This window comes from Lysinibacillus sp. NPDC095746 (assembly GCF_044763535.1).
GTDB lineage: Bacteria > Bacillota > Bacilli > Bacillales_A > Planococcaceae > Lysinibacillus.
The window spans coordinates 59,572-85,684 of sequence record NZ_JBIWGL010000022.1 but is presented as its reverse complement, the minus strand read 5'-3'; the positions used below and the strand labels follow the sequence as shown (position 1 = coordinate 85,684).

Sequence of the window (26,113 nt, the reverse complement as noted above, 5' to 3'; positions counted from 1 at the left end):
AGAAATAAAAAAATTATTGGAGGTATGTCCGATGTCAGAAAAAAAATATATTTTAGCTTTGGACCAAGGTACAACAAGCTCACGTGCTATTTTGTTTGATGAAAAAGGGAGCATTCTCCACGTTGCACAACAAGAATTCCCGCAATATTTCCCACAATCCGGATGGGTTGAACATCATGCAGAAGAAATTTGGTCTTCTATTCTTTCTTGTATCGCTACAGTGCTCTCTGCAAAAAATATTGAATCAAATCAAATTGCTGGGATCGGTATTACAAACCAACGCGAAACAACTGTTGTTTGGGATAAACATTCAGGGAAACCAATTTATAATGCGATTGTCTGGCAATCACGCCAAACGAACGCGATTTGTGAGGAATTGAAAGAAAACGGTTACAATGATTTATTCCGTGATAAAACAGGTTTATTAGTCGATGCATACTTCTCAGGTACAAAAGTAAAATGGATTTTAGACAATGTTGAAGGTGCTCGTGAAAAAGCAGAAGCAGGCGATTTATTATTCGGTACAATTGATACGTGGTTAATATGGAAGTTAACAGGTGGTAAAGTCCATGTTACAGATTATTCAAATGCTTCTCGTACGTTAATGTACAATATTTATGATTTAAAATGGGATGAAGAAATATTAGACATTTTAGGTGTTCCAGCTTCTATGCTTCCTGAGGTTCGTCCTTCTTCAGAAGTGTATGGATATACGGAGGAAGCACTGTTCTTTGGTTCTGCTGTTCCAATTGCAGGGGCTGCGGGTGATCAACAAGCGGCTTTATTCGGTCAAGCTTGCTTTGAAGAAGGTATGGTTAAAAACACTTACGGTACGGGCTGCTTTATGTTGATGAATACTGGTGAAAAGGCAGTAAAATCAGAGAATGGCTTATTAACTACGCTTGCATGGGGCTTAAATGGTAAGGTTACTTACGCTTTAGAAGGCAGTATTTTCGTAGCTGGCTCTGCTATTCAATGGTTACGTGACGGCTTACGAATGTTCCGTTCTGCTTCAGAATCTGAACAATATGCTGCACGTGTAAAGTCGACTGACGGCGTTTATGTAGTTCCTGCATTCGTTGGCCTAGGTACACCTTATTGGGATTCAGATGTACGAGGTGCAGTCTTCGGTTTAACGCGCGGTACTTCTAAAGAACATTTTGTACGTGCAACATTAGAATCGTTAGCGTATCAAACAAAAGACGTACTTGGTGCAATGGAAGCAGATGCCAATATCCCACTAACGAAATTACGTGTAGATGGTGGTGCAGTTGCAAATAATTTCTTAATGCAATTCCAATCGGATTTATTAAACGTTCCTGTCGATCGTCCGGTTATTAACGAAACAACAGCTTTAGGTGCTGCGTATTTAGCAGGTTTAGCAGTTGGCTTCTGGAAATCACCAGATGAAATTAGTGAGCATTGGAATTTAGATCGTCAATTCACACCTAATATGGATGACTCACATCGTGAAGAAATCTATGCAGGCTGGAAAAAAGCTGTTGCAGCTGCTCAAGCATTTAAATAAACATATAGCAGAATAGTGATAAAAAAACCTTGATAGGCAAATTTGAAGCGAACCCAGTTGTTAGACAAAAATCTAACTAGGGTCACTTTGCTTGCCGATCAAGGTTTTTAGGTCTGCACTTATATTTGCACTTACATATTTTGAAGATAGAACGAAGTTGAGATAAAAATAACAACAAATACATTACCGTAATTGCAATAGTATGTTATGTCGTAAAGTAAGAAGATTCCGAGTTAACTCCCTAGATGTGAATAAAGTCGTACCTTTATACCCCTTTAGATATGGTTATCTAAAGGGGTATTTTTATAGTGCAAAGGAAAAGAACATCGCCATTGAAAGATCGATTAGGAATTGTTGAGTGACAATAAAGTTGTTCCAGTGTCTAAGGTTTTGGTGAAAAAATGAGTCATCTAGAAGCATCGCGCTCGAATTTGGTCGTAAATTAAGAAAGAATTGAGAAAGTTTTCCTATAGCTATGTCTTGAAGCATGTTTATTTCATAAAAACATATAGTGTATATTGAGAATTATGAGTATTGGAATGAAAGGGGATTGCGTGGATAAATCTAAGTCGAATCAGCGCAAAAATTTGGAGGAGAATGCAAAGGATCAGCAGTTAGAGCAGTTTCGTGTCGATAATGAAGGGCAAAAGATGACGACGAATCAGGGACTAAAAGTTTCGAATGATGAAAATTCATTAAAGGCTGGAGTTCGTGGGCCAACAATTATGGAGGATTTTCATTTTCGAGAGAAAATAACGCATTTTGATCATGAACGTATTCCAGAGCGTGTTGTACATGCGAGAGGCTTTGCGGCACATGGAGAATTTGAGCTGTATGAATCGATGGGGGAATACACTAAAGCAAGCTTTTTACAGGACCCTAATAAGAAAACACCTGTATTTGTCAGATTTTCAACGGTAGTAGGAAGCTTAGGTTCGATGGATACTGCACGTGATGTTCGTGGTTTTGCGACGAAATTTTACACGGATGAGGGCAATTATGATTTAGTTGGTAATAATATACCGGTCTTTTTTATCCAGGATGCCATTAAGTTCCCTGATTTAATTCACGCGGTAAAGCCTGAACCTCACAATGAAATGCCACAAGCAGCTTCAGCTCACGATACGTTTTGGGATTTTGTAGCGAACAATCAAGAAATTGCGCATATGATTATGTGGCATATGTCTGATCGTGCAATACCTAGAAGTTTTCGAATGATGGAAGGCTTCGGTGTTCATGCTTTTCGTTTCGTCAATGATAAGGGAAAATCAAGGTTTGTAAAATTTCATTGGAAGCCTGTGTTAGGTGTTCATTCACTCATTTGGGATGAAGCACAAATCATTGCTGGTAAGGATCCGGATTTTCAACGACGTGATTTATGGGAATCCATTGAGATAGGTGATTATCCTGAATATGAGTTAGGTGTACAAATGCTTGAGCCAGAGGACGAATTTAAATTTGATTTTGACATTTTGGATGCAACAAAGCTGTGGCCTGAGGAGATGGTGCCAGTTAAAAAGATTGGAAAGATGACATTGAATCGTAATGTGGATAATGTTTTCGCTGAAACAGAGCAGGTCGCCTTCCACCCTGGGAATGTTGTGCCAGGCATAGATTTTACAAATGATCCACTTTTACAGGGGCGGCTATTTTCTTATTTAGATACACAGCTAATACGTCTAGGAGGGCCAAACTTTGCAGAAATCCCGATTAACAGACCCATTTGTCCATTTCATAACAATCAGCGCAATGGCTTTAGTCGTCAAACTATTAATTTAGGAAAAGTGAGCTACCATAAAAATTCCTTGGCCAATAATACACCATCAACTTCAACGGCAAAGGAAGGTGGCTTTGTCCATTATGAAGAAAAGGTTGAAGGACGCATCACACGAGCACGTAGTAAATCGTTTGATGATCATTTTTCACAGGCAAGGCTGTTTTGGAATAGTATGTCTCCCCCTGAAAAACAGCATATCATTGATGCCTTTAGTTTTGAGGTCGGGAAGGTGAAAAGTAAGTCCGTCCGCCAACAAGTAGTCGACATGTTTGTCCGTGTTGATAAAGCAATGGCAACGGCTGTGGCCGATAATGTTGGTGTTAATCGTCCAAAAGGCGAGCAAATAAATGTCACGTTAGCATCACCTGCACTTAGTCAAGCTAATACTATAAAAATGCCCCAAACACTTAAGGTAGGCGTGCTAATAGGTGATGGATTTGATGCAAATGAAGTTGGCGAAATACTAAAATATTTAACTAGACAGGGCGTTCGATACAGTATTATTTCTGACAGATTAGGGGTTGTTACTAGTAGTGATGGCGTGCAATTAACAGCAAGTGATACATTTATTACTACGGATGCGGTACTATTTGATTCGTTATATGTTGTAGGCGTAAGAGCAAAAAATCAAGCAAAGTTTAATTCTCATATTGTAAATTATATTAATGAAGCGTATAGACATTACAAACCGATTGGTATAGCTACATCAGGAACGACATTTTTTAATATGTCTAATGCCAATGTAGGGCCAGGAATTGTGTTAGCAACTGGCGACAAAGATTTCGCTAAAAAATTTGTCAAAGCAATAGCTCAACAACGCTTTTGGGAACGGAATATTTATTAACTTTACGTTGTTTCCGCGGAAAGGAAAATATCCGTGAAGCGAAGCAAATACTTGTGGGAAAAGAAGCGATACTATCTCGCGTCAATGGCATTAGATTTTCTATGAAATATTTCATCTATCATGGTAAAAATGCTGATAATTAAAGTCTCTCATTGTTCTTAAAGAATAGTGAGAGATTTTTTAGTAATGGGTACTTCAAATGTTACCTTTATTGGCTCCCTCTCCATATAGATGGGTCTTGAGGGGCGAGAGTTTTAAAGAAAGTCGGTAGACAAAATGTTTCTTTATTTACTATAAATTACATGACGTTGCATTCGAATTTTGTAAATGCTATGGTGGTAAATGAGGTGAATTTTGTGGAAAAATTTGATATTGCAATTATTGGTGCAGGTCCTGGAGGCTATATAGCAGCCATTCATGCAGCAAAAAGTGGCAAGAAGGTCGCTTTAGTAGAGCGCGATAAAGTAGGAGGAGCCTGCTATAATGTCGGCTGTATTCCTTCGAAAATATTGTTGGAGCATAGTAAGCTCATTCAAGAAATAAAACGTGGTAATGATTGGGGTATTGAAACTTCTACAGTAAATGTAAATTTTCCAAGATTGATGAAACGTAAGGATGCTATTATTGACGAGCTTTTAACAAATATTGAGGGCTATATTTTGAGCAATCAAATTACCTTTTATCGAGGAGAAGCGGCAGTATCTAATGATTTAACGGTAACAGTTGGTAATGAGCTCTTTACTGCAACGGATATCATTTTAGCAACGGGAAGTAAACCATTTGTACCACCTTTTAAAGGTATAGAGGCTTCTTCCTACTATACAACGGATACCTTTTTCGATATGACAGAGCTACCAAAGCAGTTAACAATTATAGGTGGAGGCGTTATTGCAGTAGAAATGGCATTTAGTTTAGCACCGCTAGGAACAAAGGTGACGGTGCTGAATCATAGTGAAGATATTTTACAGACAGAAGAGCCAGATGCACGACCACTAATTCGTGAAAAGATGAAAAAGCTTAATATTGAGCTTGTGACAGATTTCCAATTTGAGCATTTTAATGGCAATGAAATTCATACATCTAAAGGCATTTATACATATGAAAATCTTTTGTTTGCAACGGGTCGACGCCCGAATACAAAAATAGCTCAGCAGCTAGGTTTAGCCTTCGAAGGTCGATTGATTGCTGTCAATGAGCATCTTGAAACAAGTCAGCCACATATTTATGCTATAGGTGACTTAGTTGGTGGTTTCCAGCTAGCTCATTCAGCGAGTGCAGAGGGAATTTATGTTGTCGATCATATTCTGGGGAATAAACCGGCACTAATTGATCAAGCTTTGATTCCTCGCTGTGTTTATACACATCCTGAAATTGCAACTTTTGGATTACTGGAAGAACAAGTTAACGAACCTTATAAGGTGACTAAAATGCCTTTACGCACAAACTCTAAGGCATTAATGGAGGGAAATACAGTGGGCTTTATAAAGCTCATTGCGACGGAAAAAGAAGGACGCATTTTAGGAGCTTGTGTTGTTGCTGATGGGGCAACAGAAATGTTAAATGCTATTTTAGCTACTAAAAATGCTGGTGGTACGGCACATACTCTTGCAAATATGATTTGCCCACATCCTACAGTGTCAGAGCATATAGGGGATGCTGCAAAAGCTATTTTTGACAAAGCCATTCACCAATAATGGTCTTAAAACTACCTTTTATTAAGCGAACCAGAACCCATAACAATACTGTTTAGCCTTCTATTTCTTATACAAATTATAATAAGCGTGATACAGGCTAATCATTATGTTTAATTTTGTTATAAATACCATTAAATAAAAAACATATTGACTTTGTATGTCATTATGTTAAATTAACATTATAAGAATACTTGGTTTTAAAAATGAGTTGACTGGACATCTAGAGGCTTCTATTTTACGAAACGGATTTTCTCCGAGCGTAAACATAGAAGCTTTTTTTATCTTTATGTTGTGAATTTCTAACTTGGAGAGGATGGAATATGAAATTAGGATTTGGCTTTCGTTTTTTGGGAGAATGGTTACGTACTGTAGGAAACAGGTTACTTAGGCGCTACATTACGTCATGTAAAGACATTGCATTTGGCGTAAGGACATTTATCTTTGTTAATAAGGAGTGGCTAATATGACAAAAGCAGTTATTATTAATGGCACTAATTCGAGAAATTCACGCGTGACGGCGATTCACGAAAAGGTGGAAAACTACTTGAAAGCACAGGGAATAGCGGTACACACAAATTATGTACATGAATTGCCTGCTGAGGACTTAATTAAGGCTAATTTTGCAAGTGAGGCCATCGTTTCAGAAAATAAACAAGTTGAAGAGGCAGATTTTATCATACTTTTGACGCCAATTTATAAAGCTTCATATACAGGAATATTAAAAACATATTTAGATTTGCTACCGCAAAAAGCATTGCTTGGAAAGATTATTTTACCAATTGCTGTAGGTGGCTCTATTGGACATTTACTCGCTTTAGAATATGCATTAAAACCAGTTTTAGCTGTATTAGGAGCTACAACGATCGCACATTCTGTTTATATTGTTGATAAACAAATTATTCGATTAGAAGATGGGAGCTTTGCTATCGAGGAAGAAGCGATTAACCGTCTTGATGTACAATTAACACAATTTCAGCAAATTGTATCCATTTAAGTATGAAGTAACTCAGTAACATAACATGAGGCACTTTCTTGGGGGCTCCGATGAGTTTTAACAAATGTCATCCCCAACTTTTGGGATTGAGCATGAAGTTCAAAAAATAGCGCATTATAGGAAATAACCTCCTATAACGCGCTATTTTTAATTAACTTCAGGTTCTTCATTTTTCTCACTCGGTGCTGTAGAGAGATATAAGAATGCCTCATCTTGCAATAGCAATAATTTTTCTTCACAAATACCGTGTGCTAATGGTCCAGAAAAAATAGACTCCCACCAAGTTCCTGTTGTTGTTGTCATTGTCTTAGCCCCCATTTCAATTTTTCAATATGTAGTTGTAAGTTTTCCAAAATTACAAAACCGTCTACACATTCCGTCTATTCAAGAAAGAGGAATTTTGATTGTCAATGTTGTATCGTATAGACAAAGATAGTTTGTTTCGAAATGAAAAAACTATGTACGCCATTTTAAAAAAAGAGGTGCTTTTATTATGAATTTTACGATACAAGATGTAGAAAATATGATTACAGAACAGCGTCAATTTTATTTTTCACGAGCAACGAAAAGTACAAAATTTCGAAAAGAGCAATTAATAAATCTGAAGAAAACGATTTTAAAATATGAAAAAGAAATTTTGAATGCTCTATATTTAGATTTACGTAAGAGTGAGTTTGAAGCATATGCAACAGAAATTGGCATTGTTTTAGATAGTATTTCTTATATGGTCAAGCATGTTGAAGAATGGATGAAACCTGAAGCTGTAAAAACACCGATACAATACCAAGTGGGAAAAAGCTTTATTGTAAGAGAGCCATATGGAGTAACATTAATCATTGGTCCATTCAATTATCCATTCCAGCTTGTAATGGAGCCATTAATTGGGGCAATTGTTGGTGGTAATACGGCAATTGTAAAACCATCAGAAACATCTGTGCATACAGCAGCGATCGTTAAAAAAATAATTGAAGAAACGTTTAGTCCTTCCTATGTTCGGGTTGTAGAGGGAGAAAAAGATGAAGTGACTGCACTTATTCATGCATCCTTTGACTATATATTTTTTACAGGGAGTGTGGCAGTCGGAAAAGTTGTTGCAAAGGCAGCGGCGGAACGCTTAACACCAATTGCCCTAGAGCTTGGTGGGAAAAGTCCCGCAATTGTTGATCAAACAGCCAATTTAGAAGTAGCGGCGAAAAGAATCGCTTGGGGGAAATTCACAAATACTGGTCAAACCTGTGTGGCACCAGATTATGTTCTTGTCCATAAAGATGTCTATGACAAATTTATGAAAATATTGAAAGCAACGATTCGTTCCTTCTATGGTAAAAATGCATTAAAAAGCCCTGACTACGGTCGTATTGTGAATTTAAGACAATTTGATCGCTTACAGCAAATTATCGTGGAAGAACGTGATGCAATTACATTTGGTGGTAGAACAGATCGTGATGATTTGTATATTGAGCCTACAATTATTGGATATGTGAAATGGTCAAGTCCTTCGATGCAGGATGAACTATTTGGTCCGATTTTACCTGTGATGATGTATGATGATTTACCGCTGGCTATTCACCAGATTCGTCAGTTACCTAAGCCTTTAGCAGCTTATTTTTTCTCAGAGCATGAAAAAGCTACCCAGTACTTTTTAGAGGAATTACCATTTGGTGGAGGCTGTATTAATGATACGATTACACATGTAGGAAATTTACATTTGCCATTTGGCGGTGTCGGACCATCAGGGGTCAAAGCATATCACGGGAAGGCAAGCTTTGAAAACTTTACCCATCCAAAATCTATTTTAAAAAAATCATCGAAGTTAGAGACGAATGTTCTCTTTCCCCCATATAAACAAAAGGTTAAGCTTGTGCGAACTATCATGAAATAGTAAAAGGAGGTGTCGGACACTGACACCTCACTTTTTTGGACCCCCGAGAAATAGAGGAACTCAGTTTTAGAACCCTACATCCTGTGGCAATTTATTTGTGCGAAAGCGAAGACAGCAACAAATGTTTTCTGTGCGAAAGCGAAGCGACAGCAACAAATTTTGTCGAGGCATAATTGATTAGCTCTCCAACGTATATTTCCCATTTCGGTTGTCGATAAATGCCGTTTTTTGATATGTTAGGTAAGATACGGTGAAATATTAAAAATATATTAAAATGATAGCGTTTTCATTTTAAAAACGTTCTTACAGGCATTTTATTTATCGGTGAATAAGTAGTAAAATAAGTTCATTAGAATGTGGGGGTATTCATCTTGTCATTTTTTGTCGAATAAACAATAAATGATGAAATGAATGTAGAGATTGATTGGAGGACTATGAAATGTATGCAGAGGAATTGTTGAATGCATTACCTTTGAAAAAAATAATTGGAGTGCTACCTGACCAAGTAAGTGATATTGTCATTGATTCACGAAGTGTACAACCAAATAGTATGTTTGTTTGTATAAAAGGTTATACAGTAGATGGTCATGACTATGCACAGAAAGCTGTTGAAGGTGGCGCAACAATTGTTGTAACAGAACGAAAATTACCATTAGCAGAAAATATTGCACAAGTCATTGTAAAAGATACGGATCGTGCAGTTGGCTTGTTAGCTGCAAAGTTTTTTGACTATCCGTCGAAAGATATGACAATGATTGGCGTAACTGGAACAAACGGAAAAACATCAGTAACGGGTATTATTCAAAATATAATGCATGGTATGGGTGAGAAATCGGCATTATCAGGAACAATCGGCTTTAATTTAAATGGTATTTTATATGAATCTGCAAATACTACGAGCGATGCATTATCGACTCAACAAATGATATTCCGTGCAAAAATGGAAGGCTGCAGATTAATGACGATGGAGGTATCTTCACACGGTTTAGCACTTGGACGTCTAGCTGGGGTAGAATATGATATAGCTATTTTTACAAATCTTACACATGATCATCTTGATTTCCATGGTACGATGGAGGAATATGGCCATGCGAAGGGCTTAATGTTCTCTCAACTTGGACAAGACTTAGAAAAGAATAAATTTGTAGTGTTAAATGCCGATGATGCTTGGTCAGAGCGCTATGCAGCGATGACACCATTTCCTGTATGGACATATGGTTTGAAAAATGAAACAGCTGATTTCCGAGCTATTAACTGTGAGTATCATGATTTCATGACATCTTTTGACGTTGAAATGCCAGAGGGAATATACCATGTAAAAATGCATTTGCTCGGGGAATTTAATATCTACAATGTGCTTGCCGCTATGGTAGCTTTTTATGGCCGTGGATATTCAATGGAAACAATCATTGAGCAAATTGAGCAATTGCCACCAGTGAAGGGCCGCATGGAGAAAGTTTGTTCAGATTTACCAGTGCAGATTTTTGTTGATTATGCACATACACCTGATGCCATTGAAAAGGCAATTTCTTCAGCTGAACCATATAAAAAAGGGAAGCTTATTTTCCTAGTTGGTACAGGTGGCAATCGTGATAAATCAAAACGTCCAGCAATGGCAGAAAAAGCATCAGCCGCTGATTACGTTATTTTAACGACAGATGACCCACGCTATGAGGACTATGATAGTATTACAGGTGATCTTGCTAAAGGGATGCTTCATGAAAATTATGCATGTATCGGAGACCGTGCTGAAGCGGTGCGTCATGCGATTGAGGTTGCTGAACCAGGAGATATGATTATTTTTGCTGGTAAAGGCCATGAAGATTATCAAATTATTGAGAACACGAAATATCCGCATAGTGATGCAGATATTGCAATAGAAGCTGGCCACTTAAAATTTGTATAATATATGATCTCCAATGAGGATGTTAGAGCGTACTTGATAGGGTGAACGGGAAAGCATGCAAAGATGCGGGAAGTTCACCATACTTAGAGAACCCTTTTAGTTCGTACTAAAGGGTTTTCTTTTTGGGTACTTTTGGTGAATGTCATAATGTTAGCAAACGAGTAAGTAGATGAAAAGAAAGGGTAATCATCGAAAATGTTTGAGGAAACTATACATTGTCCCTCGCCAAAAAAAACCTCTTTTTTGGGGAAATCATGTAAAATGGTTGTAAGTAAGGCAAGTCTTCTTTTATTATTATTAAGTATGAAAAAAGGAGAATAACGAGATGAATTCAAATTTAGAAAAAGATATATTATCGCGTCGAACTTTTGCCATTATCAGTCACCCTGATGCTGGGAAAACGACGATTACAGAAAAGCTTTTACTATTTGGTGGTGCGATTCGTGATGCCGGTACAGTAAAAGGAAAGAAAACAGGTAAGTTTGCAACATCTGACTGGATGGAAATTGAAAAACAACGTGGGATTTCTGTAACTTCTTCAGTAATGCAATTCGATTATAACGGCTCACGTGTTAATATTTTAGATACTCCGGGTCACCAAGATTTCTCGGAGGATACGTATCGTACTTTAATGGCAGTGGATAGTGCTGTCATGGTCGTAGATGCTGCAAAAGGTATTGAAGCACAAACTTTAAAGCTATTCAAAGTTTGTAAAATGCGAGGTATTCCAATTTTTACTTTTATCAATAAACTAGACCGTCAAGGGAAAGAGCCACTTGAGCTGATTGAAGAGCTTGAGGAGGTACTTGGCATTAATGCTTACCCAATGAACTGGCCAATCGGTATGGGTAAAGAGTTTTTAGGTATTTATGATCGTTATAATAAACGTATCGAGCAATTCCGTACTGAGGAAGAAGAACGTTTTTTACCAATTGATGATAATGGGGAACTTGCAGTTGAGCATCCTATGAAGGTGACTTCTTATTATTCACAAGCAATGGATGACATCATGTTGCTTGATGAAGCGGGGAATGAGTATTCTGAAGAAAAAATTCGTCGTGGTGAATTGACACCTGTTTTCTTTGGTTCTGCTTTAACAAATTTTGGTGTGCAAACATTCCTTGAAACATATTTACAATTTGCGCCAACACCACAGCCTCGAATTACTGAAGATGAACAATTTATTGATCCGGTTGATCATGAGGAGTTTTCGGGCTTCATTTTCAAAATTCAAGCAAACATGAATCCTGCACACCGTGACCGTATTGCCTTTGTGCGTATCGTATCGGGTAAATTTGAACGTGGCATGAACATGACTTTATCTCGTACAGGTAAATCATTCAAAGTGACACAATCTACACAATTCCTTGCTGACGACCGCGAAACAGTTGATGAAGCAGTTGCTGGTGATATTATCGGTTTATATGACACAGGCACTTATCAGATTGGTGACACAGTTGTAGGTGGTAAAAAGACATTCCAATTTGAAAAACTGCCACAGTTCACGCCAGAGCTATTTGTTCGTGTCACTGCGAAAAATGTTATGAAATCTAAGCAATTCCATAAAGGGATTTTACAATTAGTGCAAGAAGGCGCTATTCAATATTATAAAACGTTGCATACGGAAGAAGTTATTCTTGGAGCAGTTGGTCAATTACAATTTGAAGTTTTTGAGCATCGTATGAAAAACGAATATAATGTTGAAGTGAAGATGGAGCCAATTGGTTCGAAAATTGCAAGATGGATTGAAAACGAAGAGGATGTTAAAGAATCGATGTCTTCAGGTCGTTCAATGCTTGTAAAAGACCGTTTTGATAATCTTGTTTTCCTATTTGAAAATGAGTTTGCTATGCGTTGGTTCGCTGATAAAAACGAAGACATTAAACTGTATAGCCTTTTATAATGAAAAACACGAATCGACATGTTGCGATTCGTGTTTTTTTACAAGGAAAATGAGAGCTTTATGTAGAATATATATACAGTATTAGGAAATATAAAGTTCTGTATCATAACGTGTGGTTGATTTCCGTTCCGACTGAACGCTTGGTAGGTGCCGCTACGCTTTGGAGTCTTCAATCAACTTAAATAGGGAATACGTTATAACAAATTACATCTCCTAATTTTCGCGTTGTGCTATATATTAAACCTATAATACAAGGAGAGGTTACCAAATTTATAAAATATTCTCCTGTTCGGGTATTATAGAAAGGAAGAGATTAAAAGGAGCTTGTAATAATGAACATTAGTAATTTTTCGATTAAAAGGCCTGTTTTTACAATAGTTACGATGTTGTTAGTCATTATATTAGGTGGCGTTTCATTATTGAAAATACCTATTACGCTTATTCCAGAATTACGTCCACCTATAGGCATCGTTGTTACCAATTATCCTGGTGCAAGTCCAACAGAGGTTAATGAGAAAATAACGAAGCCCTTAGAAACAACACTCGCCACCTTACCAGGGATAAAAAAACTACAGTCTACCTCGCAAGAAGGGTCCAATTTAATTATACTCGAGTTTGATTGGTCAACTAATATTGATGATGCTCAGCTCGATATTTTACAACGCATCGATATGACCCCTTTACCGAATGATGCAGAGAAACCTAACTTTTTAAAGTTTGATCCATCACAATTTCCTATAATACAACTTTCACTACGTGCGGAAAATGACAATATAGATGTACGTTTATTGGCGGAAGCCTTAGAAAAAGAACTCCGTCGAACAGAAGGTGTCGCAAGCGTCAATATTTCTGGTAAGCTGGTGGAAGAAGTTCAAATAACTTTAGATGAATCGAAGCTAGTTGAAAAAGGATTAACGCAAGCAGATATTATTCAAATTATTCAATCGAACAATGTTTCTCTTCCTGGTGAGCCGGTGTTAACGGCAGACGGAAAGATGTTAACGACACGTATTTTAAGCACTATAAATTCGCCTGAAAGCATTGCGGATTTAATCATTTCAGTAAATCCACTAGATGGTAAAGCATTAACAGTAGGAGAAATAGCGACTGTTGATCGTGTGGAACAAAAATCCATAACTACAACACGTGCAAATGAGCATGCTGCGGTATTAATGTCCGTATTACAGGAATCAGGTGCTAATACAGCAGAGGTTTCAAAAGCTTTTAAAGAAGCTTTAAATGAATTATTAACAAAGAAGCAATATCAAGGAATCGTTGCAGACGTACTAGTGGACCAAGGGAACTACGTGGATTTAGCCATTAGTAATATCGGATCTTCTTTACTTCTAGGTGGATTATTTGCAATGTTCGTATTATTTGTCTTTTTACGTAGTGTGAAAAGCCCTATTATCATTGGCATTGCGATACCATATTCAGTGATTGTTACATTCGTTTTAATGTTTTTTGCAAATTTTTCGCTCAATATTATGACGTTAGGGGCGTTAGCACTTGGCATCGGTATGTTGGTTGACAATGCTATCGTTGTTATTGAAAACATTGAACGACACTTAGGACTTGGCAAGGATCCGAAAACAGCAGCGAAGGAAGGGACAAAGGAAGTGGCACTTGCGATTACTGCTTCCACTCTCACAACGATTGCAGTATTCATTCCTGTAATGTTTATTGAAGGTTTAATAGGACAAATTTTCACAGAATTTGCATTAACTATTTCCTTTAGCTTAATTGCTTCTTTAGTCGTTGCGTTAACAGTTGTTCCAATGCTTGCAAGTCGTCTTTTAAAAATGAAATCTACGAATATTTACGAAAAACGTAATGAGTCATTTTTTTACAAGCGCTACAAAACATCAATTATTTGGGTATTGCGTCACCGTATGCTTGTACTAATATCAGCAGTTGTCTGTTTTGGACTTGCGTTGTTTGGGCTTATGAAAATTGGTACTGAGTTTTTACCGCCAACGGATGAAGGGTTTGCCTCCATTAGTGTAAATCTAGAAAAAGGGGTAGCAGTATCAGAAACAGAAAAAGTTGTAGCGAAAATAGAAGAACGCCTAAAACGGGAGAAAGATGTTGACGTATATGTTAGCCTAATCGGTGGTACGCAACAGGCACAGGCACGGGGACAAACAAGTGCAAACCAAGCAGAACTATATGTAAAGCTTGTTCCTCTAGCAGAAAGGAATCGTTCAATTTTTCAATTTGTAGAAGAGGTTGAGCGAGATTTGCATAAAGAGCTAGGTGAGCAAGTTGAAATTAACTTTAATGTCTCAACGACAACAGGATCGTCACCAAATACATTAACGTTTAGGTTAACAGACTCTGATGAGCAAAGACTTCAAAGCTCTGTTGATAAATTACAGCAGGAGCTATTAAAGGTAAAAGCCATCACAAAAGTATCTACGGATTTAGATATTACTGTAAAAGAAATTCAAGTCGAAGTAGACCGAGAAAAGGCGAAGGACTACGGATTTGTCCCCGCACAAATTGCTCAAACGGTCAATCAAATGACGAAGGGTCAGCTAACAACGCAAATAATGGCAGAGGATGGTGCTGTATTGCCTGTTTATACAGGCTTTGGACAAGTGTTTAATGATAGTATCGAGTCACTAAAATCGATGCAGCTTCGTTCACCTGCAGGTTTATTTGTAAAGCTAGGGGACATTGCTACAGTTTCTGTCCAAGAAGGACCAGTATCGATAAGACGTTCTGATCAGGCGGCAGCGGTTGCATTTTTTGTTGAGTATAAAACGAAGGAGTCGCTCGGAGGCATCTCAGCCAAAGTGGACAAAGTATTAGAAAAAGCAAAATTACCAACTGAAACTCAAGTTGTCTTTAGTGGAGATCGTGAGCTTTACGATAGTGCGATTAATGATATGCTTTTAGCCGTGGCATTAGCAATAGTCCTTGTATATATCGTAATGGCTGCTCAATTTGAATCATTCAAATATCCATTCGTTATTATGTTCACAGTACCATTAATGATTATTGGCGTTGCCATTGCAATGTTTGCTACGAACACGTTAGTTGGTGTGACATCTGTTATAGGCATCTTAGTACTAGTTGGAATTGTCGTGAATAACGGGATTGTACTTGTCGATTACATTAATCAACAAAAAGCTAGGGGAATGGAGACGTATGATGCGATTTTACTGGCAACACAAGATCGACTTCGACCAATTTTAATGACTGCACTAACAACAATCTTAGGATTGCTACCACTTGCTCTTGGTATTGGTGAAGGAACAGAGATGAATCAACCAATGGGGATTGTAGTAATCGGAGGACTTGTGACATCAACTTTGTTGACATTATATATTGTACCGATTATTTATAGCTTAATGGATAAAGAAACGAGGAAGATGCGGTAAGTTCAGGGGGGATGAAAATGGGGGTTCATTTTTTTACAGGTTTTCCAGGTTTTATTTCAAGTCAATTAATACGTGCGTTATTTCGAAAAAAACAATCACAGGAAGTCATCGCTATTGTTTTAGCTGGTGAATTTGTTAAAGCAAATTTAGAAAGAGAAAAAATAGTAGCGGAGTTTCCAAACTGTTCTATTCGCATTGTAGAGGGAGATATTACATTACCGAATCTCGGTCTTGAAAATCAAGCCGTACAGGACATTGTACCTCAAATTGAGGTGCTCTGGCATCTAGCTGCTATTTATGATTTAGCGGTACCACGCGATCTAGCATGGAAGGTAAATGTGCATGGTACGACAATGGTCAATGATTTTGTTCGAACACTGCCGAACTTAAGACGCTATATGTATTTTAGTACAGCGTATGTAGCTGGAACACGTGAAGGTGTTTTGCGTGAAAATGAACTAATTCGCCCGCCCGCATTTAAGAATTATTATGAAGAAACAAAATATGAAGCTGAGCATCGAGTAGAAGATTTGAAATCAGAAATACCACTGACAATTATTCGACCTGGTATAGTACGTGGACATTCTGAAACAGGTGAAACGATTAAATTCGATGGGCCTTATTTCTTTTTAAATATGGTAGATAAGTTAAAGTACCTTCCTTTTATCCCGTATATTGGGCGATCAACTTCAACAATAAATGTGGTACCAGTGGATTACATTATAAATGCTTCGACTTATCTCGTTGATGAAAAATGTGCTGAAGGGAAAACTTTGCATCTAACAGACCCGAATCCTCATCCTGTGCAGGAAGTGTATCGTACGATGGTAAAATTATTAACGAATCATTATCCTAAAGGGCGGTTACCGTTAATACTAGCAAGAACATCTTTACAAATACCACTTATTCGAAAATATCTAGGCGTTGAGCAAGAAACTCTAGACTACTTAGCTTGGAATGCTAAGTTCGATACATCTGAAGCAGTTACCATTTTGAAAAAGGGTAGTATTGCATGTCCCGATTTTATACTGACAATGCCTAGAATGATTGATTTTTATATAGCGCATAAAGACGATAAACGCTATCGAATTCAAATAAAGTGAAGCGTCAATTAGTGGACGTGATAGAAATCGATGGTTACATTGACTTCAGCAGGTGTCCAAACACCCGCTGAAAGAAGTTAAAGCCGCCGGCGGATGTCACAAAATCATCGCATCCATGCGATAACAGCTAACTGATCTACATCAGTGTTGCTGACGCTGCGCTTTCGCACAAAAAACATCTGTTGCTGACGCTACGTTAGCACTGCGCTTTCGCACAAAAAACATCCGCAGGCCTAAGCACTAAGCCTTTTTCGGATGCAATTATGCCGAGGTATTATTGATCTTGCGGTAGACATAGAGTTATTGTAGATTAAAAATGGGGTAGATAATTTTGCCACTCATATATGATAGTGCTATAATAAGTTTTCAGAAGAAAAAACCTTCGACGTTTTGTCAAAGGGGAGTAGCTAACAGGTATGAGCGAAGTATCTGGATTCACATTCGTCATGACGTGGTTTTTACCATCGGGTGTGATAAGCGAATAATTCTATACTAGCAGTATTCAACGACTAGTATTTATTTGCTAAGCGAGACCTTTGCCTTTTATAGGGGCAGAGGTCTTTTCTTTTGTACTCGTATAGTAATGATTATTTGGGTATACAGAGCTTTAGAGGAGGCACATGAATGGAATCAATTTTATTACAATACGGCTGGGTACTTATTGTACTTGTAGTATTAGAAGGGTTATTAGCAGCAGATAATGCAGTTGTAATGGCTGTGATGGTGAAACACTTACCAAGAGAACAACAAAAAAAGGCATTATTTTATGGATTATTTGGCGCATTAATTTTTCGATTTTCAGCACTTTTTGTCATTACAGTATTAGTGAATTATTGGCAAATTCAAGCGTTGGGAGCAGCTTATTTACTATTCATGTCTGCCAAAAATATATATGATTTACGTCATAAAGGGGATTCAAACGAAGAATCTAACGATGAAGTAGGGAAAAAGGGCGCTGGTTTTTGGATGACAGTGCTTAAGGTTGAGGCAGCGGATATTGCATTTGCTATTGATTCTATGCTTGCTGCAGTTGCCATTGCTGTAACTTTACCACATGTAGGGAACTTTGATATAGGTGGCATCAATGGTGGACAATTTATGGTCATGTTACTTGGAGGGTTTATCGGAGTTATAATGATGCGATTTGCGGCACAATGGTTTGTGAAAATATTAAATGACTTCCCCTCACTTGAGACCGCTGCGTTTTTAATTGTAGGTTGGGTAGGCGTGAAGCTTGTTGTGTTGACTTTGTCACATGAGAAGGTGGGCATATTACCTGCAGAGTTCCCGCATTCTACAGTGTGGGAGTTAACTTTCTGGATTGTATTAGTGGCCATCGCATTAGTAGGTTATTTAGTAGGAGTTCGTCATAAAAAACAAGTCTAATGATCTTTAAGAGGAATAGTCGTATCTATTCCTCTTTCTTTTTTGATGTATTTTTTCTATACTAATATCTATCGAGTTTGGCATCATATAAGGAAGGGGTTGTCAAAGTGCCCTGGAAAAGATCAAAGAATAGGCTTGTTACACCTTTTCAGGTACTTGTCTCTTATTATTTTATAGCTATAGCTATTTCCTTCCTGTTACTACTGCTTCCAGGCGTTCATCAAGAAGGTGTTAAAGTTTCATTATTAGACAGCTTGTTTACTGCAGTAAGTGCAGTTAGTGTAACAGGTTTAACAACATTCAATATATCTGAAAGCTATACCACATTCGGGCTCGTGATGGTTCTTGTTATTTTACAGCTTGGTGCAATTGGCATTATGTCACTTGGTACCTTTGTATGGTTACTTGTTGGGAAAAAAATCGGAATGCGTGAGCGTCAATTGATTATGATCGATCATAATCAATACAATTTGTCAGGGGTTGTTCAATTAATTCGGGAAATATTGAAAATCTTAATTGGCATTGAAGTGATGGGTGCGTTCATTTTAACTTTGCACTTTACTAACTACTTTGACACTTTTGAAGAAGCCTTGATTCATGGTGTCTTTGCCTCCATTTCAGCTACTACAAATGGTGGCTTTGATATTACGGGTATGAGCTTACTTCCGTTTCATAACGATTACTTTGTTCAATTGATAACTATGGTGTTAATTGTGCTTGGTGCGATAGGCTTCCCAGTATTGATTGAAGTGAAAACTTTTTTATTAAATCGCCATGCAAATTTCCGCTTTAGTTTATTTACAAAAATAACTACCTCCACATATGCAATTTTATTTGTAGTAGGGGCTGTCGTTATTTTATTGCTTGAATCATTCCATTCCTTTAAGGGAATGTCTTGGCATGAGGCTCTGTTTTCTGCAATGTTTCATTCTGTTTCAACACGATCAGCTGGACTTACGACGTATGATGTCACAACCTTTAGTGAAGCGACAGATATTTTTATGAGCTTTTTAATGTTTATTGGTTCTTCGCCAAGTTCAGTTGGTGGAGGAATACGTACAACAACTTTTGCCATGGCCATTTTATTCCTAATTACCTTTTCGCGAGGAAGAGAGGATATTCAAGTATTCGGACGTGAAATACATTTAATTGATGTATTCCGCTCGTTTGTTGTTATTTTATTGGCATTCTTTATGGTATTAGTTGCGACAATTATTTTACTCATTACTGAGCCACACGCATCACTCATTCAAATAATCTTTGAAATTACATCAGCGTTCGGAACGTGTGGGATGTCTTTAGGAATCACTTCCGACCTATCGGTAGTTGGCAAAATTATCATTATGATTTTAATGTTTGTTGGTCGTGTCGGTTTAATTTCCTTCCTGTACACTTTAGGTGGTGGAGGTAGAGGAAAAAAATCTAATTATCACTATCCTAAAGAACGGGTAATTATTGGGTAAATTACTAGGAGAAAAAAAAAGAGCTAATTCCGCTCTTTTTTTTTCTTTCCGATTAACCCAAAAGTTTATTGTGAAAACTGAGACATTTAGAGATTACATCAGTAGAAAATCTATGCATAAAAGATGTCTAAGATTGTTTAATAGATGAAAAAACGGACATTGCCACAAAATTGTCGAAAAATTTTAAATTGTTTTTCCTGGTTATTACGATTAATTAATAGGTAATTTTTACAATATCAGGGTGTTAGCGGGTTGAGAATTTCGTACTAAACTTTTTTAGGATAATTGTACTGCGCATAGAATATTTGTTGATTGTCTTAAGGTTATGGTAATTACTTACAACGACACAAATGAATTGGTCATTTTAGGTTACTGGAAAATTTGAAAATGCTCGCTTAAATAGATGAAAAAAACGCTAGTCCTAAACTTTATTAAAGGACTAGCGTTTCTTATTATATAGAGTGGATTGTTGCAAAGTATGGTGCTTGACCGTGACGGAAGTAGGTTAATAAATAGCCATTTTTTTGTACAATTTTGCCATTCGAGAAATTTTGGTAATCTACATGGTGCGGAATAATAAGGGTATGTTTAAACAACTCTTTTTCAGATAGATTGAAGCTGGCGAATTCCTCACCTGCAATTGCAGGGTTTTCACGTAAGGCCGTATAAAGTGCTTTCTGTTGTTTCTCTGTAGGGCGCTCCTTCCACCATAATTTACGTGGCTGGAACTGCTGTGCCATTAAATAATCTAGTTGCATTAGGCTTTGAATGATCGTTAAATTAGCACCCTCTACAGTTTCTAAAAACATTAATAAACGACGGAATAAATCCTCAAGCTGATGACCGATACGAGACCAACCTTTTGTTTCCCAATAAGTACCGAAGTTTTGGAAGAAATCAAATGGTGTTTCAAATACTTCAGTTACTAAGTATTCAATTGTATGATCCATACGATGATCGTTCCAATATTTCTCAAGTACATCCTCTGCATGTTTAATGCGTACTATATCATCAAACGTTAAGACATTGTTGGAGAAAATCTCGTAAGGAGATTGGTCCACATACGTATAGCCGAATTTTTCAGCCTCTAGACGAAGGCCAGTACCGCGCAGCAGTTTAAGGAATCCAAGCTGTAATTCTTCTGGTCGCATTGCGAAAACATCATTAAAGGTTTGACGGAAGCTTGCATAATCCTCCTCCGGTAAACCAGCGATTAAATCTAAATGCTGATCAATCTTTCCACCTTCTTTGACCATCGTCACTGTCCGTGTTAGCTTTTCAAAGTTTTGACGGCGCTTTACAAGAGTATTTGTTAAATCATTCGTTGATTGAACACCAATTTCAAAACGGAAAAGACCTTTAGGGGCGTTATCATTTAAAAACTGGATAACTTCAGGACGCATAATATCTGCCGTAATTTCAAATTGGAATACAACTCCTGGCTTATGTTCATCGATTAAAAATTGGAACATTTCCATGGCATAGCTGCGGCTTATATTAAATGTACGGTCGACAAATTTAATAGTACGTGCACCATTGTCCATCAAGAATCGAATATCTTCTTTTATTTTTTCTCGGTTGAAATAACGAACACCTACTTCAATAGAAGATAAACAAAATTGACAGCTAAATGGACAGCCTCGACTTGTTTCAATATATTGAATTCGTTTGCTTAGATGAGGGAGGTCCTCTTCAAAACGAAATGGACTTGGTAACTCACGTAAATCTATTTTGGGTGCTTGTGCGTGAATTCGTACTTTACCATCCTCTAAGTAGCAAATCCCTGGAACATCGTCTAATGCAATTTCTCCATGCAAATAGCGTAGTAACTGTTTAAAGGAGGTTTCTCCTTCACCCATAACAATGAAATCAACCTCTTCAATTCTACGTAACCAATGGTGGGAATCATAAGAAACCTCAGGTCCACCGAGCAAAATTTTAACATTTGGACAGACAGTTTTTAACATTTTGATGACGTGAATAGTTTCTTCAATATTCCAAATATAGCAACTAAATCCTACAATATCAGGTTTTTTTTGGAATAAATCTGATACAATATTAAAAGCAGGATCTTTAATTGTATATTCTGCAATAATTGGATTAAATTCTGGTAAAGCTGCACCTTTTAAATAACGCAATGCTAAATTTGTGTGAATATACTTTGCGTTTAAAGTAGTTAAAATAGTATTCATGCAATAATCTTCCTTTCAATTTCTAATTGTAACAGTCAAGTAGCTGTCATACAATATAATCCTTTTTACCTATTTATTTTGTGAACAGTTCGTGAAATAATTTTTATACTTAAATTTACTAAATTTTGTAATAATAGATTCGTGCAGTCATAAAGTATAGTAAAGGCTCAAAATTCGATTAAGAGGTTTTTTACTCTTTTGAAAGGTTCGGTGAGAAAGTTGAAGCAAAATGATATTAATCAATGTTTTGGAAATCTTATGACAAGTACTTCGTCACCAACACTTATTCTTAATAAAGCAGGGAAAATTTTAAACGTGAATGAGACGGCTATTAAACTTTTTAATCTCAATTCAACGTATATTGGCTATTTAACTATGGACGAGCCATCTAATTTAAAATGGGCGAAATTCGTTAAACAATTAGAAAATGATTTAAGATCAGAAGAAATCTTCAATATTCAAACAAATGGTAATGAGTATGAAATGATGTCCTTCAAATGTTTTTATGATCCAAACACAGAGGAAATTGTTGCGCAAATTTCAACGTTAAATAATGACATAGCTCATGAATTATATGTTAGTCAAGAGCAGGAGAGATCACAATCTCTCAATGCTTATGATCACTTACCGTATGCTGTTATTATAAGTGACGCTAGCGGGATAATTCTTGGGCTAAATAAGTATGCTGAAATGTTTTTAAGAACCGAAAAATCGCTGCTACTTCATAAGGCACATCAGCACATATTCGATGCATTTACATTGAAGAAGGGTCAAATTACAACATACCTTTCTAAACTGATGGGCGAAAAGCATGCAAGTATTCATGTAGTTGATGAAACTATAGTTACTAGCCCTTGCTATTATGAAATTTCGAGTATCTTTGATGAATATAACAATATTATTGTCACAGTCATTAATGATGAAACAGAAAAGAAACAACTTCAACATAAAGTTGAACATCAACAAGCTTTAAATGTTGTCGGTCAAATGGCTGCAAGTATCGCCCATGAAATTCGTAATCCATTAACTTCTTTGAAGGGCTTTACCGAATTGCTAAAACTAAATGCAGATGAAGAGTCACGCATGTATTTATCTGTCATCGATAGTGAGCTTCAACGGATGGAACAAATTTTATCCGAGCTTTTAGTATTGTCCAAGCCAACATGCATGAAAGTGGAATTATTAGAGCTAGATCACATTGTAAAGCAAGTGATTGAGTTTATGCTTCCAGATGCGCTTATGAAAAATGTTATGATTCAATACATTTCTCCTTCTACACAAGTATACATTGGTGGTAATGAGAATCGTTTAAAGCAAGTATTCATGAATCTTATTAAAAATGCGATGGAATCCATGAATAATGGTGGAACGATTACCGTAGAAATGAATGTTATTGACTGTGCGAATGTAGAATTACTGATTAAAGACGAAGGTGTCGGTATGGACAGTGCTACCCTTCAAAACTTATTCCAACCTTTTTACACGACAAAATCAACAGGGACAGGACTAGGTCTCGCATTCGTGAAAAAGGTGATTGAAGAGCATGAAGGTGTAATAGGTGTGAATAGTGAATTACAGAAGGGTACATGCTTCCACCTACAATTCCCGATATACACATTTAATCAGATGGATACAATGGATGTTTCCACGAAAGATTCTGCTTATTTAGTAACATAAAAAGCGTCTGAGTGGTAAATTAAACTACTGTGAAAAACTTAAAATCAAATATTGCTTTTGACAATGCTTTTCTAATGTCGCTATAATGGCATGTATAAAACGCGAATTGAGAGGAAAAGGATATGACGTCAGAAGATATAAAGCAATCTTTAAAATTATATATAGTATTATCACGTGCACATAAAGCGATTAATGAGATGACCCATCAATTTTTTCAAGACAATGGATTAAATCCTACTGAATTTGCTGTATTAGAGCTTCTTTATCATAAAGGAAGACAGCCATTACAGCAAATTGGCAATAAAATTTTGCTAGCTAGTGGGTCTATTACGTATGTCATTGACAAACTTGAAAAAAGAGGGTATTTATTGCGTGTCTCATGTCCATCAGATCGCCGTGTTACCTATGCAGAAATAACGGACAAAGGTGAAGCATTTATGGGAGAACTATTTCCAAAGCATGAACAGCATTTACATGAATTGATGAGTGCATTATCTGTTGAAGAAAAAGACCAAGCTATCACCTTATTAAAAAAATTAGGCCTGTCTATTAAAGACTTATCTTATTAAAAAGAGTTGTCTCAATGAGTTTGAGGCAACTTTTTTGTTGTTTTGGAGTTAAATTGTACTCCAACAAACCCCTCTTACATCATTTGCATCATAGATAAGGCGGGAGCGAGCACAGGCGAAGGACTAAGTATCCTGAGTGCTTTAAAGCCCACGTGATCGTTCCTAACGCCTGCAGGAATGAAAATCAGCCTCACAATAAAATAAAGGCTCTATTAAAGTAGAACGTTAATAGTTGGAACCTGGTTGAGCTTCTTGCTATAATTTCTAAACTAAACATAGCAGCATTAGTCGACAACAAGTTTTTGAAAATATAACACAACCAACATAAAAAAGACTATAGAGCAAACAAGTTTGTCTATAGTCTTATTTGAATTATTATTTTTTAGCAATAGTTGCTGCCATTTTAAGCATAGCATCTGTTAAATCTAATTCGTCGTTATCGTGAATTATTAGTTTTGTAATTAAACCATCTTTTTCAAAAACAACGCCGATTACTTTTTCTTTATCTTCTTCAAAACGTACAACATAACCCTCAATGTTTTTAACATCTTTAAATGCAGCTAAATCCTCAGAAGATAAAGATGATGGTTCACCAACAGCATTCATATAATCTTGCATAGATGTTTTTGCATCTTCATATTTTGTTTGTGACGCATCAATAGATTCGATACGCATAAATACTTCAGGATTGTCTTTAGAAACTAACATGTCTTTACCTGGTTCTTCTTGGGTAAGTGTAAATCCAGGTAGTTGGTGCATTTTATAGTCTTGATCAGCACTATTAGATTCCGTTGCTTTTTCAGTCTTGTCTACACCTTTTTGTACATATTTAACTTCTTGTTCTTTTTTAGTTGTATTGTCTTTATTGTCCTTATTTGTTTCATTTGATGTAGGCGTTTCTTGCGATTCATCTACAGTTGTATCCTTAGATGATGGTTGTTGCTGTTCAGTCGGTGTATTTGATGGCTCATTTTTTTGAGCATCAGAATCCTTTGTTTCAGAAGTATTACATCCTACAACTAAAACAGCTGTTAGTAATAATGCCGGTACAGAAAATAATTTTTTTTGCATGAAAAGCCCTCCCTTTCTTAATTAAACGCTAGTAAAGATAAAATGTTTCCAAATTTTAATGTTATCATGTTAAAGGTAACACTAAAAATAATAGTAGTACAAAAACTACATGGGTTACAATAACAAGTGGCATACTTTTACGCCATTCATATAAAAAGCCCCAAATAAGGCCTGTTACAAGTGCAGCGATCATACCAAGCATAAAGCCGCTTAATGCAATAGAGATTGCACATAATATCGCAGTTACAATAACAGCAAAAGTAGGACGCATAAAACGTTTCAGCTGTTGTTGAACATAGCCACGCCAAAAGATCTCTTCACCAATTGCAACAATGAATACGAGTAAAATATAGTGCCAAATATTTTGTGGTCCATAGTTTGTTAAAAATTTTTGTACTGACTGTACTAATGAATCATTAATGTATGGTGCAAGCCAATAGCCAAAGCGTATAATACCGTATGTTATTGTACCGTACCCAATACCGAAAAGTAAAAATTTCCAGGTAGGTAACTGATCTTCAATTTTACCTGCCAAAATGGCAATGGCGATACATACAAGTAAAGTAAATGCATATAGGTACCAAAATACAGCTTGGTTAGCAAAGGTATATGCAAGCATGCCATAAACGAATAATAAAGAAAGGAGCAATATTATTGTTTGTTTCGAATTTGTAAGCATTATTCGACCTCCATGCTTTTAATATTATCAAAAAAAAAGCCCCTTATCATCTATAAAGA

At 36.7% G+C, this 26,113-nt stretch carries 17 protein-coding genes; 13 read left to right on the top strand and 4 right to left on the bottom strand.

Going from position 1 to position 26,113, the window contains the following annotated elements; genetic code table 11:
• The first annotated feature begins 31 nt into the window (after positions 1 to 31).
• From glpK to ssuE, 4 genes are all read left to right on the top strand, one after another.
• A complete protein-coding gene (gene glpK, locus ACIQ7N_RS16665) occupies positions 32 to 1,528 on the top strand; it encodes a glycerol kinase GlpK (RefSeq protein ID WP_402934057.1) in 1,497 nt (498 codons plus the stop codon).
• A 539-nt stretch (positions 1,529 to 2,067) separates the two neighbouring features.
• Positions 2,068 to 4,149, top strand: coding sequence for a catalase (locus ACIQ7N_RS16660; protein WP_402934054.1), 2,082 nt, complete (start codon positions 2,068 to 2,070; stop codon positions 4,147 to 4,149).
• Positions 4,150 to 4,505: 356 nt separating this feature from the next.
• Entirely contained in the window at positions 4,506 to 5,843 is a 1,338-nt protein-coding gene (lpdA, locus tag ACIQ7N_RS16655) for a dihydrolipoyl dehydrogenase (RefSeq protein WP_402934052.1), read from the top strand.
• Between the two features lie 463 nt (positions 5,844 to 6,306).
• Positions 6,307 to 6,837 (top strand): NADPH-dependent FMN reductase, encoded by a 531-nt coding sequence (gene ssuE / locus ACIQ7N_RS16650; protein WP_402934049.1) that lies wholly within the window; start codon positions 6,307 to 6,309, stop codon positions 6,835 to 6,837.
• A 147-nt stretch (positions 6,838 to 6,984) separates the two neighbouring features.
• Here the strand turns inward: ssuE and ACIQ7N_RS16645 are convergent, their stop codons facing one another.
• Complete coding sequence (locus ACIQ7N_RS16645) at positions 6,985 to 7,140, bottom strand: hypothetical protein (protein WP_274066864.1); 156 nt, start codon at positions 7,138 to 7,140, stop codon at positions 6,985 to 6,987.
• 190 nt (positions 7,141 to 7,330) lie between these two features.
• Between ACIQ7N_RS16645 and ACIQ7N_RS16640 the strand changes: the two genes are divergently transcribed.
• The 7 genes from ACIQ7N_RS16640 to ACIQ7N_RS16610 all read left to right on the top strand — a co-directional run bounded on the left by ACIQ7N_RS16640 (position 7,331) and on the right by ACIQ7N_RS16610 (position 19,866).
• Positions 7,331 to 8,719 (top strand): aldehyde dehydrogenase, encoded by a 1,389-nt coding sequence (locus ACIQ7N_RS16640; RefSeq protein WP_402934046.1) that lies wholly within the window; start codon positions 7,331 to 7,333, stop codon positions 8,717 to 8,719.
• Positions 8,720 to 9,158: 439 nt separating this feature from the next.
• Positions 9,159 to 10,625, top strand: a complete 1,467-nt coding sequence (locus ACIQ7N_RS16635) for a UDP-N-acetylmuramoyl-L-alanyl-D-glutamate--2,6-diaminopimelate ligase (protein WP_132357831.1) — start codon at positions 9,159 to 9,161, stop codon at positions 10,623 to 10,625.
• Between the two features lie 325 nt (positions 10,626 to 10,950).
• Complete coding sequence (locus ACIQ7N_RS16630) at positions 10,951 to 12,528, top strand: peptide chain release factor 3 (protein WP_132357829.1); 1,578 nt, start codon at positions 10,951 to 10,953, stop codon at positions 12,526 to 12,528.
• 332 nt (positions 12,529 to 12,860) lie between these two features.
• Positions 12,861 to 15,914: an efflux RND transporter permease subunit gene (locus ACIQ7N_RS16625; RefSeq protein WP_402934042.1), complete on the top strand. Its 3,054-nt coding sequence runs from the start codon at positions 12,861 to 12,863 to the stop codon at positions 15,912 to 15,914.
• A 17-nt stretch (positions 15,915 to 15,931) separates the two neighbouring features.
• Positions 15,932 to 17,017: an SDR family oxidoreductase gene (locus ACIQ7N_RS16620; RefSeq protein ID WP_248718006.1), complete on the top strand. Its 1,086-nt coding sequence runs from the start codon at positions 15,932 to 15,934 to the stop codon at positions 17,015 to 17,017.
• Positions 17,018 to 17,641: 624 nt separating this feature from the next.
• On the top strand, positions 17,642 to 18,403 hold the full coding sequence (locus ACIQ7N_RS16615; RefSeq protein ID WP_248718007.1) for a TerC family protein: 762 nt from the start codon (positions 17,642 to 17,644) through the stop codon (positions 18,401 to 18,403).
• Between the two features lie 107 nt (positions 18,404 to 18,510).
• Positions 18,511 to 19,866: a TrkH family potassium uptake protein gene (locus tag ACIQ7N_RS16610; protein WP_248718008.1), complete on the top strand. Its 1,356-nt coding sequence runs from the start codon at positions 18,511 to 18,513 to the stop codon at positions 19,864 to 19,866.
• Between the two features lie 452 nt (positions 19,867 to 20,318).
• Here ACIQ7N_RS16610 and ACIQ7N_RS16605 read toward each other — a convergent pair whose 3' ends face one another.
• A complete protein-coding gene (locus tag ACIQ7N_RS16605) occupies positions 20,319 to 22,058 on the bottom strand; it encodes a B12-binding domain-containing radical SAM protein (protein ID WP_402934037.1) in 1,740 nt (579 codons plus the stop codon).
• Between the two features lie 210 nt (positions 22,059 to 22,268).
• On the opposite strand from ACIQ7N_RS16605, the gene ACIQ7N_RS16600 reads away from it, so the two are divergent.
• Both ACIQ7N_RS16600 and ACIQ7N_RS16595 read left to right on the top strand, forming a co-directional pair.
• Entirely contained in the window at positions 22,269 to 23,735 is a 1,467-nt protein-coding gene (locus tag ACIQ7N_RS16600) for a PAS domain-containing sensor histidine kinase (RefSeq protein ID WP_402934072.1), read from the top strand.
• Positions 23,736 to 23,857: 122 nt separating this feature from the next.
• The gene (locus ACIQ7N_RS16595) at positions 23,858 to 24,304 is read left to right on the top strand and encodes a MarR family winged helix-turn-helix transcriptional regulator (RefSeq protein ID WP_132357807.1); all 447 of its coding nucleotides are present in this window, start codon (positions 23,858 to 23,860) and stop codon (positions 24,302 to 24,304) included.
• 375 nt (positions 24,305 to 24,679) lie between these two features.
• On the opposite strand, the gene ACIQ7N_RS16590 is transcribed toward ACIQ7N_RS16595, so the two are convergent.
• Positions 24,680 to 25,375 carry a hypothetical protein gene (locus ACIQ7N_RS16590; protein ID WP_402934035.1) on the bottom strand — a complete coding sequence of 232 codons (696 nt, stop codon included), beginning with the start codon at positions 25,373 to 25,375 and terminating at the stop codon, positions 24,680 to 24,682.
• A gap of 64 nt (positions 25,376 to 25,439) precedes the next feature.
• Positions 25,440 to 26,054, bottom strand: coding sequence for a CPBP family intramembrane glutamic endopeptidase (locus tag ACIQ7N_RS16585; RefSeq protein WP_132357803.1), 615 nt, complete (start codon positions 26,052 to 26,054; stop codon positions 25,440 to 25,442).
• Between the last annotated feature and the right edge of the window lie 59 nt (positions 26,055 to 26,113).

What these genes read in the sequence shown, in the direction of transcription:
- glpK (WP_402934057.1), top strand. Translation starts at nt 32, where the DNA reads ATGTCAGAAAAAAAATATATTTTAGCTTTGGACCAAGGTACAACAAGC.
- ACIQ7N_RS16660 (WP_402934054.1), top strand. Translation starts at nt 2,068, where the DNA reads ATGAAAGGGGATTGCGTGGATAAATCTAAGTCGAATCAGCGCAAAAAT.
- ssuE (WP_402934049.1), top strand. Translation starts at nt 6,307, where the DNA reads ATGACAAAAGCAGTTATTATTAATGGCACTAATTCGAGAAATTCACGC.
- ACIQ7N_RS16645 (WP_274066864.1), bottom strand. Translation starts at nt 7,140, where the DNA reads ATGACAACAACAACAGGAACTTGGTGGGAGTCTATTTTTTCTGGACCA.
- ACIQ7N_RS16640 (WP_402934046.1), top strand. Translation starts at nt 7,331, where the DNA reads ATGAATTTTACGATACAAGATGTAGAAAATATGATTACAGAACAGCGT.
- ACIQ7N_RS16635 (WP_132357831.1), top strand. Translation starts at nt 9,159, where the DNA reads ATGTATGCAGAGGAATTGTTGAATGCATTACCTTTGAAAAAAATAATT.
- ACIQ7N_RS16630 (WP_132357829.1), top strand. Translation starts at nt 10,951, where the DNA reads ATGAATTCAAATTTAGAAAAAGATATATTATCGCGTCGAACTTTTGCC.
- ACIQ7N_RS16625 (WP_402934042.1), top strand. Translation starts at nt 12,861, where the DNA reads ATGAACATTAGTAATTTTTCGATTAAAAGGCCTGTTTTTACAATAGTT.
- ACIQ7N_RS16620 (WP_248718006.1), top strand. Translation starts at nt 15,932, where the DNA reads ATGGGGGTTCATTTTTTTACAGGTTTTCCAGGTTTTATTTCAAGTCAA.
- ACIQ7N_RS16615 (WP_248718007.1), top strand. Translation starts at nt 17,642, where the DNA reads ATGGAATCAATTTTATTACAATACGGCTGGGTACTTATTGTACTTGTA.
- ACIQ7N_RS16605 (WP_402934037.1), bottom strand. Translation starts at nt 22,058, where the DNA reads ATGAATACTATTTTAACTACTTTAAACGCAAAGTATATTCACACAAAT.
- ACIQ7N_RS16595 (WP_132357807.1), top strand. Translation starts at nt 23,858, where the DNA reads ATGACGTCAGAAGATATAAAGCAATCTTTAAAATTATATATAGTATTA.
- ACIQ7N_RS16590 (WP_402934035.1), bottom strand. Translation starts at nt 25,375, where the DNA reads ATGCAAAAAAAATTATTTTCTGTACCGGCATTATTACTAACAGCTGTT.
- ACIQ7N_RS16585 (WP_132357803.1), bottom strand. Translation starts at nt 26,054, where the DNA reads ATGCTTACAAATTCGAAACAAACAATAATATTGCTCCTTTCTTTATTA.